General features: G+C 70.3%; 13 protein-coding genes. 5 read left to right on the top strand and 8 right to left on the bottom strand.

Annotated elements, in window-relative coordinates:
* Window positions 1-105 precede the first annotated feature (105 nt).
* From ACFZ8E_RS19010 to ACFZ8E_RS18990, 5 genes are all read right to left on the bottom strand, one after another.
* Window positions 106-486 (bottom strand): hypothetical protein, encoded by a 381-nt coding sequence (locus tag ACFZ8E_RS19010; RefSeq protein WP_405043495.1) that lies wholly within the window; start codon window positions 484-486, stop codon window positions 106-108.
* A complete protein-coding gene (locus ACFZ8E_RS19005; RefSeq protein WP_405043494.1) occupies window positions 483-1802 on the bottom strand; it encodes a tyrosine-type recombinase/integrase in 1320 nt (439 codons plus the stop codon). Before ACFZ8E_RS19005 ends, ACFZ8E_RS19010 begins: the two co-directional genes overlap by 4 nt.
* Window positions 1803-2109: 307 nt before the next feature.
* On the bottom strand, window positions 2110-2790 hold the full coding sequence (locus ACFZ8E_RS19000) for a TenA family protein (RefSeq protein ID WP_405043493.1): 681 nt from the start codon (window positions 2788-2790) through the stop codon (window positions 2110-2112).
* A 47-nt stretch (window positions 2791-2837) separates the two neighbouring features.
* Window positions 2838-3512 (bottom strand): response regulator transcription factor, encoded by a 675-nt coding sequence (locus ACFZ8E_RS18995; protein WP_147726003.1) that lies wholly within the window; start codon window positions 3510-3512, stop codon window positions 2838-2840.
* A gap of 46 nt (window positions 3513-3558) precedes the next feature.
* A complete protein-coding gene (locus tag ACFZ8E_RS18990; RefSeq protein ID WP_405043492.1) occupies window positions 3559-5022 on the bottom strand; it encodes an ATP-binding protein in 1464 nt (487 codons plus the stop codon).
* Window positions 5023-5154: 132 nt separating this feature from the next.
* Here ACFZ8E_RS18990 and ACFZ8E_RS18985 point away from each other — a divergent pair, with 132 nt between their 5' ends.
* Window positions 5155-6051, top strand: a complete 897-nt coding sequence (locus ACFZ8E_RS18985) for a DUF6925 family protein (RefSeq protein ID WP_405044416.1) — start codon at window positions 5155-5157, stop codon at window positions 6049-6051.
* Window positions 6052-6334: 283 nt separating this feature from the next.
* Window positions 6335-7321 carry a hypothetical protein gene (locus tag ACFZ8E_RS18980; protein WP_405043491.1) on the top strand — a complete coding sequence of 329 codons (987 nt, stop codon included), beginning with the start codon at window positions 6335-6337 and terminating at the stop codon, window positions 7319-7321.
* Window positions 7322-7369: 48 nt separating this feature from the next.
* Here ACFZ8E_RS18980 and ACFZ8E_RS18975 read toward each other — a convergent pair whose 3' ends face one another.
* Window positions 7370-9106: a DEAD/DEAH box helicase gene (locus tag ACFZ8E_RS18975; protein ID WP_147841051.1), complete on the bottom strand. Its 1737-nt coding sequence runs from the start codon at window positions 9104-9106 to the stop codon at window positions 7370-7372.
* 225 nt (window positions 9107-9331) lie between these two features.
* Between ACFZ8E_RS18975 and ACFZ8E_RS18970 the strand changes: the two genes are divergently transcribed.
* Together ACFZ8E_RS18970 and ACFZ8E_RS18965 are read left to right on the top strand one after the other, a co-directional pair.
* On the top strand, window positions 9332-10444 hold the full coding sequence (locus ACFZ8E_RS18970) for a calcium:proton antiporter (protein WP_405043490.1): 1113 nt from the start codon (window positions 9332-9334) through the stop codon (window positions 10442-10444).
* A gap of 189 nt (window positions 10445-10633) precedes the next feature.
* The gene (locus tag ACFZ8E_RS18965; RefSeq protein ID WP_243936550.1) at window positions 10634-10846 is read left to right on the top strand and encodes a hypothetical protein; all 213 of its coding nucleotides are present in this window, start codon (window positions 10634-10636) and stop codon (window positions 10844-10846) included.
* 63 nt (window positions 10847-10909) lie between these two features.
* Here ACFZ8E_RS18965 and ACFZ8E_RS18960 read toward each other — a convergent pair whose 3' ends face one another.
* A complete protein-coding gene (locus ACFZ8E_RS18960; RefSeq protein ID WP_243948902.1) occupies window positions 10910-11626 on the bottom strand; it encodes an FAD-binding oxidoreductase in 717 nt (238 codons plus the stop codon).
* Entirely contained in the window at window positions 11619-12224 is a 606-nt protein-coding gene (locus ACFZ8E_RS18955) for a sulfite oxidase-like oxidoreductase (RefSeq protein ID WP_405043488.1), read from the bottom strand. Before ACFZ8E_RS18955 ends, ACFZ8E_RS18960 begins: the two co-directional genes overlap by 8 nt.
* Before the next feature lie 128 nt (window positions 12225-12352).
* Here ACFZ8E_RS18955 and ACFZ8E_RS18950 point away from each other — a divergent pair, with 128 nt between their 5' ends.
* Window positions 12353-13102, top strand: coding sequence for a class I SAM-dependent methyltransferase (locus tag ACFZ8E_RS18950; RefSeq protein WP_405043487.1), 750 nt, complete (start codon window positions 12353-12355; stop codon window positions 13100-13102).
* Window positions 13103-13178: the final 76 nt, after the last annotated feature.

Here is a 13178-nt window from a genome sequence, read left to right as displayed (position 1 = left end):
TCGCTGATGAACAGGCACACTAAGCACGAAGACCATGAAGTCTATCAACGGGTCTGGTAGAACTTCCGTCAAACCTGAGGTAGCTCCGAATCGGACGCCGACAACTCATTTTGCGAGTCCCAACCGTCGGATGAGCTGCCGAACATGCTCGTTTCGCTCGATCGGCGAGGCCTTCCCGAAGATCCGCATGGCTATTTCTTGCGCCAACCCGCTCACGTTCACGTGAGCGGTCTCTTCGTCGACGAAAGGAGCTCGCAGTTCGACCTTGTGAGCTGCGACGATGACCTGCAGTGCCTCGTTGTCCGATAGCGCCCGCGGCCGCCCGTTCGCCTTGGCGGCCACGCGTCGATCGCGCGGTTGTTCTCGTAGGATCACGTAGGACGGAGGGTCTCCCGGCTTCCAGTCCGGCGCGAAATATTCGCGGCTGCCGTTCCGCCCGGCCCTGACGCGGAAGAATGGAGCTTCGGGCTTGTCGTCGCCGTTCATGCCGATGTCGCCACGACGGAAAGGCGAGCCGGAGCCGAAGGCGCCAGCGGAGTGAGCGAGCGGCGAATGAGCTCCTCCGTCGCGTCCACGATGAACGCCGAGTAGTGCTTCTCGATCATGCTGATGCTCGTGTCGTGGAGCGCGGCCACGAGGCGGACGGGGAGGCCGGCATTCAGGCAGCGCACGATCGAGCTGTGCCGGAAGCACATCATGACCGTGTCATCGGGCATCCCGGCGTGTTGCCAAGTCGCCTCCCATTCGTCCCGGGCGTTCGATGACGTGAGCCAGGGCCGGCGATCGACCGGCTTCCAGGTCGAAGCACCGCCCGTTTTCTCGTGGTGCCACCGAAGGAGGAGGGGAGCGTCGCCGCGTCGGCCTGCCAGCAGAGGCTTCAGGCGTTCGATCACATCGTCGCCCACGGGCACCGCGATTGGTATCTGCGGCTTCGGGACCCGGCCCTTTTTCGCCGGTAGCACCATGATCCGCCGGCGCGCGGACTGGACGTCGCCGACGGTGATCCGGGCCACCTGACTGAAGCGCGCCCCCGTGGCGGCCAGCAGCATGGCGAGCACCCCGAAGTCACCGGTCTCGTCGACCGCGAATGCGCTGTCGACCAGCCTACGGATATCCGCTTCGGGGAAGATCTGTCGGCGCGCGTTGTCGGGCTCCGGCAGCGCCTTCGTGCCTTCCTTGATTTCCAGAAGCAGCCCTGCCGGCATCGTCAGCCGGTGCGTGTTCGCTGCATGATTCAGGGCAGCACGGACCTGCGTGAGCGTCCAGTTCACGGTTCGTGGCGTTGTGTCGGCCGGGAAACCCTGCCGCCATTTTTGGATCTTGGCGGCCGTGAGCTTGTCCAGGGCCGTGCCGGCGAACACCGGATCGGAGAGCACGCGGTTCTTGAATGTGCCGGCCATGTAGCTGACCGGCTTGCCGGTCTTTTGCGCGTGCACGATCGCGTAGGCCGCCATCGCCGAGGCGACGGTCGGCCGTTCGCCGGCCCCGTCGGCGTCGATGTCCCCACGGCTTTCGATGATCCGATGCTGGACCTTCGCCCATTCCAGCGCCGCCTTCACGGCGTTCGGATAGGACAGGGCGCCGGCAGCCGAATCAGCATCATCGGCAGGCGCCAGGCGCTCCTCAATCCTGTGACCGTCGAGGACGATCTTTACGACCCAAGCGCCCGGTCCGCGTTTCGGCTTCCGGTACCCAAGGGACACGCCGCCACGTCCACCGGCCACACCGTGCCAGTAGGGGTTCTTCGCGTCGGCGAGCTTTGCCCGCTTCGCGATGGTGTCGATGAGGAGGGGCGTCGCCATGGAGCGTCTCACAATCCGGCTCACACTGCAGTGTGAGAAGAGTATGAGGCGGGTGCATCAAAAAAGCCAGTGTGCAGAGCGGATTGGCTTCTTCACAAGCTTCATGGATTTCAGCTCATCAGCTTCCCAAGCTGAATATACGGGTTCGATTCCCGTCGCCCGCTCCAATCCGATCGTTCTGCCCCTTTCGAATCGGTGGTGTGTCCCCCTCTCCCTTCGAGGAGGCGCGACGCACGCAGGTCGGGTCGAAACGGTCCTTACCGATGTCGGTGCTTAGAGCGCTGGATCGGCCGCACGAGACCTGCCGTCACACCGGCCAGGCGGCTTCGCGGTAGGCGCTGTCCCAGAACATCCATTCGAGCCTAGTCGCGTGGGTGAAGGCCTTGTGCATGCGCTCGCGAACGGTGGACGATGCCCCGCGGGCGGCTTCGTCCGTCGCCGCGATCATCCGGGCGACGGCGTCCTGGAAGTCCGTTCCGGAATAGGTGTCGATCCAGGCGCGATAGGGATTGCCGGCGCTCTCGCGCGCCAGGATGTCCCGCCCGACCTCGGCGTAGATCCAGAAGCACGGCAGCAGCGCCCCGAGCAGCACCTCGAACGGCTCGGCGTAGGCCGTCGCCATGAGATACGCGACGTAGTGATCGCAGGCCGGCGTCAGCGGCGTCGCCGCGAAGGCCTCCGTGCTGATGCCGTAGTCGCGGAAGAAGCCGCCGTGGAGCGCGCGCTCGACGACGATCGCCTCTTCCGCCGCCTTGGCGAACAGGACGATGCCGTCGGGCTCCGGCGCCTTGGCGGCGGCGAGACTCAGGGCGCGGCCGAAGCCGATGAGGTAATGAGCGTCCTGGACGATGTAATGCGTGAAGCGCGACCGGCCGAGCGTGCCGGCCGCAAGCTCGGCGTTGAACGGCATCGTACGGATGGTCTCGTAGAGCGCGGCGTTGCGCGCCCACGCGGCTTGCGAGAACGTGCCGGTTTCCGCATCGCCCATGGTTCGGCCTCTCGTCGTGTCGCGCGGCGCGACCGCCGCCGGATCGGTCAGCCCTGACGCTGGGCTTCGGTGACGGCGACGTGGATCAGCTCGGCCAGCGTCCGCACGCCGAGCTTCTGCCGCATCTGCGAGCAGGCGTTGGTCACGGTCTTGTAGCTCACCGACAGGTCGGTCGCGATCGCGCCGTAGGATTTGCCCTGCGCGAGGCGCGCGAGGATCTGCTGCTCGCGCGGCGTCAGCTGGGATTCGGGGGTGCGGCGGGCGTCGGTGCGCAGCATCGCGACCTCGGTGGCGAGGCGCCGGTCGAGGTAGACCTGCCCCGCCCGGACCTTCTCGAAGGCCTCGAACAGCTCGGCCGAGGCGTGGTCCTTGAGCACGTAGCCGAGCGCGCCGGCCTCGAGCGCGCGTGCCACGATCACCGGATCGTTGTGCATGCTGAACACGAGGATGCGGGTCTTGGGCTCGACCGCGCACATGCGGCGGATCAGGCCGAGGCCGGCCAGGCCGCTGCCCTGGAACGTCAGGTCGCAGATCACGATCGGCGGGCGCAGGCGGTGGAACGCCCGGTAGCCGTCGACCACGGTGGTCGCCTCGGCCACCGTCTCGATGCCGGCATCCTCCAGCACCCGGCGGCAGCCCTGGAGCACGATCGGATGATCGTCGATCACGAGGACCGGCATCCGGGTCTCGACGGCGACGGGCTTCATGGCAAAGGCGTTCATCGAGCCGGGAACTTCATCGGGGGATCGCTCGGGATGGCGAGGCCGCTCATGCGGATCGCACCGGGTCGGCATCGTCGCCCCTTTGCGCATCCACGGGAATCATAATGCGGACAACGGCGCCCGGGGGGTGCTTGTCAAGAACAAACGTTCCGTCCAGCGCTTCGACGCGCTCGCGCATGCCCGAGAGCCCGAGGCCGGTGCCGTGATCGGGCGCGAACCCGGTGCCGTCGTCGGCGATCGACACGACCAGCGAGCCGTTCCCCTCGCGCGCCTCGGCGGTGACCGTCGCGGCGTGGCCGTGACGCACGGCGTTGGTCATGCTCTCCTGGATGCAACGGAACACGGTGAGGTCGGCGAGATCGCCGTAGCCGCGAGCGAGCCCTTGGAACCGACCGGTGAATCGGGTCTCGGGGTGCCGGCGGGCGAAGTCGCGCAACAGCAGGTCGAGGCAGTCGGCGAGCGGAACCTGGCCGAGCGCGTGCGGACGCAGACGGTTGAGCAGGTCGCGGTTGCGGCTCTGCACCTGGCCGACGATCGCCGCGATCTCGGAGGCGCGCGCCAGGAGCTTGTCCCGGTCGGGCTCGGCCGTGCCGGTCGCGAGCCGCTTCACGGAAGCCGCGTTGGCTTCCAGGGCGAACAGGCAGGGGCCGAACTCGTCGTGCAGTTCCAGTGCCGTGCTGCGGCGCTCGTCGTCCTGCGCGGTCAGCAGCTGCCGCTTCAGGCGGCCGTTGGCGGCCCGGACGGCACTCAGCGCTTCCGCGACCTGGTTGAAGCGCCTGGCGATCACCGCGAACTCGTGGGTCGCCGGGTTCTCGAGCCGCGCGGTGTAATCGTGCCGCTCGAGCTGAGTCAGGCCGTCGGCGAGGCGGCCCAGCGGTGCCAGCACGCGCCCGAGCGCAAGGTAGAGGGCTGCCAGCATCGCCGCGTTGATGCAGAACGTCGTCAGCGACAGGGCGCGCGCATAGACCCAGATCTCGTCGATCTCGTCCATCGGCTGCGTGGTGATCCGCGCGGTGCCGATCGTGCGGCCGGCGGTGACGATCGGCAGCTCGTGCTGCTCGACCTTCGGCATGATCAGGTCTGCGAACCAGGCCGGCGCCGTCTTCTCCTGACGCGGCTGGCCGATCGGCGCGCCCACCGTCGCGCCGGCGGCGTCGCGCACCGTGACGCGGACGTGGCGCAGGATCTGGAAGCGCAGGTCGAGGGTCTGGAGCAGGCGTTCGGGCGGAGCCGCGTCGAGGAGGCGGATCGTGTCGGCGACGAGCGATTCCACGGTGGAGAGCGATGCCCGCGTCTCGACCTTCACCGCCGTGCGCGCGTTGATCACGATGACGCCGCAGGAGACCAGAGCCGCGACGACGTCGATGGCGAGGACGACGGCGATCAGCCGCGCGCGGGTCGACCAGCCGCTCCAGAACCCGGCCGCCGGGATCGCCTGCGGTGGAACAGGGGAGGCGGTGCCGGGCGCGTCGTCCGGCGGTGTCGGGAGGGAGATCGGTCTGGCGCTCACGCCGCGCAGGGTGGCGGCGACGCGTGGCGAAGTCCATGCCGCGCAGGCGCGCTCGGCATGCGGTCCACATCGCAGCCTTCGGTTGCAGACCGCGCTTGAGCCTCAGCGACGACCGGCGTAGCCGTGCCCACCATGGCCCTCGACGCGACCGATCGCGACATCCTCTGCGCCGCGCTCGCCGATCCCGCGAGCGCGTGGAACCTCGGCGCGTTCGGGGCGGCCGCCGAGTTCCGCCGGCGGCCGGACGAACCGTTCCGGATCCTTGGAGAGGACCGGATTGGCCTTCGAACCGCCAGGGGCGGCATCGCGCTGACGCTGATGGATGCGGTGCGACCGATCGCCTACGAGATGCCGGTGGGCGACGGATGGAGCCACGCGGTCGCGCTGTGCCTGCCGGCTGCGGAATTCGGCGCCGTCGCCTGCTCGCGGTTCACCGAGCTCGGCCCCGATCGCGAAGCGCTCGATCCGGCTCGGCGGGCGGCCGTGAGCTTCGATCTGGGTCTCGGCTCGGCGCAGGTCTCCGTCCGGGTCAGGACCGATCGGCCGGGACCGCTCGCGCGGCTCCGCGCGCATCTCGGCTGCGCACCGCCGCATTTCGATGGCGCGATCGGGCCGGAGGCGTTGGGCGGCGGGGCAGACTTGGTCGTCGTGGGACCGCTCGGGCGGATCGAGGTGTCGTCCGGCGCCGGCGATCCGTTCGGGCCGCGGGCTTACGTCGTGCCGAAGATCCTGCGCCGCCGCCGCACCCACGTGGCCACGGCGCCGATCCCGGCCGGCCTGGTGCCGGTGGCCCATCTCTACCCGCCCCATCCCTGTCGCGATTCCGCTTTGCGGCCGATCCCCTTCGAGCGTGCGCGGCACGACGCGTTCCAGGTTCTGCTCGCGCGCTGGGGCGATCGGGACGGCTTGACGCTGAAGGCGGCCGTCGCGGCTGGCGCATCGTCGCCCGTTCGGCCGGCGAGCCGATGGACCCGCGCGGTCGAGCGCGTGGCACGGGCGCAGGCCGTGCACCTCGCAGGTTGGCCCTGAGGCTCGACCGGGGCAGGACGCCCGCCGATACGAGTTCTTAAACACACACCGTCTACGCAAGACCTCGGCGCGACGACGACTTCTCCACAGAAGATGCGACAGGTCGAAGCCCGGGGCTCTGCGCCGCGAAGCGGGGCGACATCGTTGCGCCGTATTGCCGGTTCTTGATCCACACTCGAGTTCCGCGTGCGGAACATCTTCGGAGGCGATGCGGCCGTGATGGGGAGATCGGTCGCATCCGCCTCGCGTGCCCGATGCAACCTCCTGCCATGATCGCCCCCCGATGAATGATCTCGCCCTCGACCCGTCCGAGACCCGGCAATCGCCGAAGAGGGTGCCGCGTCCGGCCGCACGACGCCCCTGGGCCCGCATCGCGCTGTTCGGCGCGATCGGGGTGGCCGGGACCGGGGCCTTCGCCGCCGCGGCCAGCACCTACCTCTCAGGCCTCGCCGGACCGCAGCGCGCCAAGCCGATCGTGACGAGCCGGCAGGCCGCCGACTGGCCCGATCTGAAGGACGGGCTGCCGGCTCTGGCGACGGGCAGCCCCTCGTCGATCCCGAAGATCCGCGAGATCCTGCCGCCCGAGCCGGCTGAGCCCCCGGTCGTCGAAGCGCGGATCGATCCGATGCTGCGCGCGGGCTCCGTCGCCACCGACGCCGTACCGACACCGGCGACGCCCGCCATCACCCCGAACCCGCCCGTCGCCGCGAGCAAGCTCGCGACGCCGGCACCCGCGCCGAAACCGGTCCCGGCGCTCGTCGAGGTGCCGGTGATCGGCCCGGCCCGTCAGGCGACCCTGGTCGCGCCGGCCCGCACCGTGCCCGGTATCGCGCCGCTGGCGGCCGAGACCGTGCGCGCCAAGACCGAGACCGCGACCTACGCGGCCCTGCCGCCGGAGCCCCCGAAGGCGGTCGCGACCCGTCCGGCATCGACGGTCGACGAAGCCGCAGAGATCGAAGCGGCAAAGCCTGAGCTGGCGAAGCGCGAGGCCGCGAAGCCCGAGCCTTCGAAGGCGAAGCCGCGGATCGAGGCACACGCGAAGCCTCCCGCCGCCACGGCGGCACCAGCGGCGAGCAAGGCGGTCGCGGAAAAGTCGGCCGCCCGCAAGCCCGCGGCGGTCGAAGCCAAGGCGGTGCCCGCGGAAGCGCAAGACGAGGACACCGAGGTGTTCGGAATCAAGGTGCCGTCCCTGGCGCCGGCCGGGCGCAAGCTGCGCGAGAGCGTCGAGGCGCTCGGCGATGCGGTGAAGGGCATTCCCGACCGGTTCTGACCGGTCGGGTCGCTGCGAGGCAACGTCGGCCGCGGGCCGACGCCGCGCTCAGGCGCGCGGCTTGCGGGCGTAAGGCTTCGCCGCCTCTGGCTTGCCGATGTGGCGCTCGTGCTTGGCCGCGCGCGGGCTCTTGAAGCCGGCCGGCCCCTTGCGCTCGGCGACCGGGGCATCGCCGACCAGGGCCTCGACCTGAATCTCCGGCGAGCCGTTGCGGGCGAAAGCCTGCGCGAAGCGCGAGGCGGCGTTGCCGCGCACCTCGAACTTGGTCTCGCGGTCGAAGATGCGGATCGCGCCGATCTCCTGGCGGTCGATACCGCCGCGGCGGGTCAGCATCGGCAGCAGGCGCCGCGGGTCGGCGTTGTCGCGCCGGCCGAGGTTGAGCCGGAACCACACCGCCGGGCCCATCGCCGCGATGCGCTCGGGGTCCATCGGATCGTAGGGCGGCCGGCTCGCGGAGCCGCGGCCGGACTGGTCGCCCGGATCGGTGACCTCCTCCGGCGCCGGCAAGCGGGTGCGGTAGACGCGGGCGAGGGCGGCGGCGAGCTCGAGCGGGGTGCGGCCGGTGACCAGCGTCTCGGCGAGGGCGAGATCCTCCTCGCCGGGCGCCTCGGTGAACAGCGGGTCTTCCAGCATGCGCTCGCCGTCGAGGCGCCGGATCTCGTCGGCCGACGGGGGACCGCCCCATTCGGGGCTGATCTTGGCGAGCTGGAACATCTGCTCGGCCCGGCGGCGGCGGGCGTTCGGCACCAGCAGGATGCTGGTGCCCTTCTTGCCGGCGCGGCCCGTGCGGCCGCTGCGGTGCTGCAGCACCTCGGCGTCGTGCGGCAGGTCGGCGTGGATGACGAGCGACAGGCCCGGCAGGTCGATGCCGCGGGCGGCGACGTCGGTCGCGACGCAGACCTTCGCGCGGCCGTCGCGCAAGGCCTGGAGCGCGGCGTTGCGCTCGCCCTGGCCGAGTTCCCCCGACAGGGCAACGGTGGAGAAGCCGCGCTCGGTCAGGCTCGCCTGGAGGTGGCGCACCGCGTTGCGGGTGTTGCAGAACACGATCGCCGTCGGCGCGTCGGCGGCGCGCAGCAGGTTGAGCACGACGTGCTCGATTTCGCGCGGAACCACGCGGATCGCCCGGTAGGCGATGTCGGCGTGACCGCGGGTCTCGCTCTTCACCGCGAGGCGCAGCGCGTCGCGCTGGTAGCGAGCGGCGAGGCTGTCGATCGCCTTCGGCAGCGTCGCCGAGAACAGGAAGGTGCTGCGCTCGTTCGGCGTCGCCGAGAGGATGAACTCGATGTCCTCGCGGAAGCCGAGGTCGAGCATCTCGTCGGCCTCGTCGAGCACGACGGCCCTCATCTGGTCGGTAACGAGGGTGCGGCGCTCGAGGTGGTCGCGCAGGCGCCCGGGCGTGCCGACGACGATGTGCGTGCCCTCGTTGAGCGCGCGCGCCTCGCGGCGCGGGTCCATGCCGCCGACGCAGGCCGTGACGCGGCCGCCGGCCGGGCCGTAGAGCCACATCAGCTCGCGCTGAACCTGCAGCGCCAGCTCGCGCGTCGGCGCGATGACCAGCGCCAGCGGGGCACCGGCCGGCGCCAGCATCTCGGCACCGTCGAGCAGCAGGCCGGCCATGGCGAGGCCGTAGGCCACGGTCTTGCCAGAACCGGTCTGCGCCGAGACCAAAAGGTCTCTGCCGTCGGCGGCCGCTTCGAGGACGGCGCTCTGCACCGGTGTGGGTTCTGCGTAGTCATGGTCGGCGAGCGCCCGCGCGAACGGGGCGGGAAGGGTCGGAAACGGCACGGTGCGGGGCTTTCACGACCGTCCGTCCCGTCGGAACCGGCGCAGGGCGCGGTTCTCTATCAGGCTCACCGGTCTCGACTCGGGTTGCGAAGCCCTATCCTCTAGCGGCTTCGCGGCGGTTCCGCCACGTCCCGCCCCGCATGGGGCGGTTGCGTGTGCGCAAGCTTTCCCGATCGCCTAAAGGTCTTTCGGGTGCGTGGGGCATCCGGGCGGATCGGACGGTAGATGGGCATGGCGCGGTTGGCGGTGGCGTGGGCGACGGTCGGCGCCTTCGCATGGTTCGGCAAGGAGTGGCTCGGCGACCTCGACCGGCCGCTCTGGGCCCTGGCCCTGTTCGCCTGGCTGCTCGTCGCGATCTTCTGGTGCGCCTTCGGCGTGGTGCATGAGGCGGAGGAGCTTGCCGACCTGCTCGGCGAGCCGCTCGGCACCCTGGTGCTCACGCTCTCCATCGTCGTGATCGAGGTGGCCCTGGTCTCCGCGGTGATGCTCGGTGCCAAGGATGCGCCGACGCTCGGGCGCGACACGATGTTCGCGGTGCTGATGATCGTGCTGAACGGCGTCGTCGGGCTCGGCCTGCTGGTCGGCGGGCTCAGGCATCACCAGCAAAGCTACAACCTGCAAGGGGCGTCGGCCTTCCTGTCGGTGATCATCCCGCTCTCGACCCTCGCGCTGATCATCCCGAACTTCACCACCTCCACGCGCGATGGGACCCTGACCACGCTCCAGGCGGTGACCTTCTCGGGCTTCACCCTCGCGCTCTACGCGGTGTTCCTGCTGATCCAGACCGGGCGGCACAGCGATTTCTTCCAGGAGGAGGGCCACGCGGCGCGGGGCCGAGCCGCCGGAGCGGAACGCGAGGGGCCCGAGGGCGAAAAGGCATCCGCCGGGAGCATCGTCCGGCACACGATCCTGCTGATCGCCAACATCCTGCCGATCGTGCTCCTGTCGAAGAGCCTCGCGACCATCCTCGACCACGGCATCGCCGCCCTCGGCGCCCCGTCCGCCCTATCGGGCGTGCTGATCGCGGCGATCGTGTTCACGCCCGAGGCGATCTCGGCATTGAAGGCGATCGCCCGCAACGAGTTGCAGCGCGCGATCAATCTCTGCCTCGGCGCCGCGACCTCGACCATCGGCCTGACCGTGCCGGCCGTGCTCGCGGTCGGCCTGATCACCGGGCAGACCGTGGTCCTCGGGCTCAAGCCGACCGAGATGACCCTGCTCGCCGTGACCCTGATCCTGAGCACGCTGACCTTCTCGGGCCTGCGCACCACGGTGCTCGAGGGCGCGGTGCACCTGATCGTGTTCTTCGTTTATCTGGTCCTGATCTTCAGTCCCTGAACCTCCCGCCCCGACCATGTCGTCGCGCGGGGCGATGGGATCGTGCCGACGGATCGCAGCCGGGGCGTCCGGCGTCCCGGCTTCGTCGATCGATCGATGAAGGCAGGATTGCCGTTCCTCCAAGCCGCTTTCCCGGGGCGGCAACGGACGATATCCGTCGGCCGACGGCCTCAGCATAGCCCGAATCGGATGTCGGATTGCACGTCGGACAGCGGCTCGCCGCGCAACGACGTGAGCCGGTCGCGCAAGGCGCTGGTGCACCACTACTTCGCCGAGGGCTGCGTGTGCTACCACGACCTCTCGGCGACGACCTCGGCGGTGCACGGCCCGGTGGAAAGCCTGCCGACCTGCGGCGCATCGAGCCCCGACATCAAACGGCGCAGCCAGATCGTCCGCTCCTGAATCCCGGAGCATCGCGAGGTCGCACCCGTCTCGCGCGCACCGGCCGCCACCGCGCGAAAGACCCTAGCCGCCGAACCGCTCCGTGCGGATCAGGCCCGGCGCGACGCCCGCCTCGACAAGCAGCGTCGCGGCCGTGCTGACGAACGGCGTGGCGCCGCAGACGAAGACCCGGGCCGGCTGGCCGAGCCTGGCGAGGGCTTCGGCGACCATCGCCGCGTCGATCCGGCGTCCGCCTTCACGCGTCGCGGTGAATGTCAGCGACAGGCCCGGCTCGGCGCCGGCACGCGCCTCGATCTCGGCGAGCGCGACGGCGTCGCTCCGCGTCCGGGCCGAATAGAGCAGCAGCGCCGGGATCTCGGGCGCGGCGACCGCGCGGTGGCGCAGCATGGCGAGCAGCGGCACCACGCCGGAGCCGCCGCCGACGAGCAGCAGCGGCCCGCCATCGGCCGGCCCCCAGGAAAACGAGCCGCCGATCGGCCCGCGCAGCTCGATCGCGTCGCCGACCTCGGCGATCTCGTGGAAGAAGCCCGAGACCTCGCCGCCTTCCAGCCCCTCGATCATCAGCTCGATCGTCCCCGAGCCGTCCGGCGCGGAGGCGATCGAGTAGCTGCGCTGCGCCCGGTAGCCGTCCTCGGCGGTGAGGCGCACGTCGACGTGCTGGCCCGGCCGGTAGGCGTCGGCGATCCCGGTGCGCAGGCGAAAGCTCTTCACCCGCGCGGTGACCGGCCCGATCGCCCTGATCACGCCCTCGCGCCAGCGAAAATTGGGGGCCTCAGTCACCGGTGTAGCGCTGCTCGCGCCACGGGTCGCCGTACATGTGGTAGCCGCGCATCTCCCAGAAGCCGGCCTCGTCCTTCTTGGTGAAGCGCAGGCCCTTCACCCATTTCGCGCTCTTCCACAGGTAGAGGTGCGGCACGAGCAGACGGGCCGGGCCGCCATGGTCCGGCTCGATCGGCGCGCCCTCGTAATGCGTCGCGATCATCGCGCGGCCGCCGACGAGGTCGGCGACGGGAACGTTGGTCGAATAGTCGTCGTAGCCCTCGGCAAGCAGGAAATCGGTCGGGGCCGCGATGCCGGCATCGGCGAGGAGGTCGTCGAAGCTCACGCCCTCCCAGCCGGTGTCGAACTTCGACCACTTGGTGACGCAGTGGATGTCGCCCTGCCACGTGGTCCGCGGCAGCCCCTGGAACGCGTCCCAGTCCCAGGATTTCAGCGGCTTCGCGCCGTCCCGCAGCGTGAAGCGCCAGGTGGCGAGATCGATCACCGGGTTCGGCCCGATCTGGAGGATCGGGAAATCCTCGACGCGATGCTGCCCGGGAGGCAGCCACTTCTGCGTCTCTTCCGGACTGCGCCGGCCGACGAAGCCTCGTGTCGCCATTCGTATCGCTCCGATGCTGCTTGCGCCGGTTGCAGCCGGAATGGCCGGCGCCGTCAAGCACCGGCTTCAGCGAACGCAACGGCGGCGCTACGCTCGCCCCGCGGCACGCAATCGACAGGGCGGCGACGATGGACCCGGCCTTCAAGGATCATTTCTCGTCCCATGCGGCCGGCTACGCCGCGCACAGGCCGACCTATCCGCCGGCGCTCGCCGCGTTCCTCGCCGAATGCGCGCCCGGTCGAGCCCGCGCGCTCGATTGCGCCTGCGGCACCGGCCAACTCTCGACGCCGCTCGCCGAGCATTTCGACGCCGTCGTCGCCACCGATGCCAGCGCCGCGCAGATCGCGAACGCGACGCCGCATCCCCGCGTCGCGTACCGGATCGGGGCGGCCGAGAGGAGCGGCCTGCCGGCGGCGAGCGTCGATCTGATCACCGTGGCGCAGGCCGCCCATTGGCTCGACCTCGACGCCTTCTACGCGGAGGTCCGCCGCGTCGCCCGCCCGGGCGCCGTGCTGGCGCTCGTCAGCTACGGCATCCTCCACGTCGAGGGCGCACCCGACGCGGTGGTGCAGCATTTCTACCGCAACGTCGCCGGACCGTACTGGCCGCCGGAGCGCAGGCACGTCGAAGAGGGATACCGCTTGCTGCCGTTCCCCTTCGCGGAGTTCGTCGCGCCGGACCTCGCGATCGCCGTCGCGTGGCGTCTTTCCGACCTCGTCGGCTACGTCGAGACATGGTCGGCGCTGCGGGGGCTCGAGACGGCGGTCGGCCGGGCGCCGGTCGACGCGTTCCAGGATGCGCTCGCCGCGTCGTGGGGGCCGGCCGAGCACCGCCGCACCGTACGCTGGCCGCTGGCGTTGCGTCTCGCGCGGCTGTGAGCGACAGCGTCAACCAAGCGTCGAAGATTTGCCTCAAAGCACGCTGATCTGTGTTGCGATCCGCGGCCCAACACGA

It is taken from the genome of Methylobacterium sp. HMF5984 (genome assembly GCF_045033435.1).
GTDB lineage: Bacteria > Pseudomonadota > Alphaproteobacteria > Rhizobiales > Beijerinckiaceae > Methylobacterium.
The sequence above is the reverse complement of the archived record's forward strand: the minus strand, read 5'-3'. Positions and strand labels throughout refer to the sequence as shown.

What these genes read in the sequence shown, in the direction of transcription:
- ACFZ8E_RS19010 (WP_405043495.1), bottom strand. Translation starts at nt 486, where the DNA reads ATGAACGGCGACGACAAGCCCGAAGCTCCATTCTTCCGCGTCAGGGCC.
- ACFZ8E_RS19005 (WP_405043494.1), bottom strand. Translation starts at nt 1,802, where the DNA reads ATGGCGACGCCCCTCCTCATCGACACCATCGCGAAGCGGGCAAAGCTC.
- ACFZ8E_RS19000 (WP_405043493.1), bottom strand. Translation starts at nt 2,790, where the DNA reads ATGGGCGATGCGGAAACCGGCACGTTCTCGCAAGCCGCGTGGGCGCGC.
- ACFZ8E_RS18995 (WP_147726003.1), bottom strand. Translation starts at nt 3,512, where the DNA reads ATGAACGCCTTTGCCATGAAGCCCGTCGCCGTCGAGACCCGGATGCCG.
- ACFZ8E_RS18985 (WP_405044416.1), top strand. Translation starts at nt 5,155, where the DNA reads ATGGCCCTCGACGCGACCGATCGCGACATCCTCTGCGCCGCGCTCGCC.
- ACFZ8E_RS18980 (WP_405043491.1), top strand. Translation starts at nt 6,335, where the DNA reads ATGAATGATCTCGCCCTCGACCCGTCCGAGACCCGGCAATCGCCGAAG.
- ACFZ8E_RS18970 (WP_405043490.1), top strand. Translation starts at nt 9,332, where the DNA reads ATGGGCATGGCGCGGTTGGCGGTGGCGTGGGCGACGGTCGGCGCCTTC.
- ACFZ8E_RS18965 (WP_243936550.1), top strand. Translation starts at nt 10,634, where the DNA reads ATGTCGGATTGCACGTCGGACAGCGGCTCGCCGCGCAACGACGTGAGC.
- ACFZ8E_RS18955 (WP_405043488.1), bottom strand. Translation starts at nt 12,224, where the DNA reads ATGGCGACACGAGGCTTCGTCGGCCGGCGCAGTCCGGAAGAGACGCAG.
- ACFZ8E_RS18950 (WP_405043487.1), top strand. Translation starts at nt 12,353, where the DNA reads ATGGACCCGGCCTTCAAGGATCATTTCTCGTCCCATGCGGCCGGCTAC.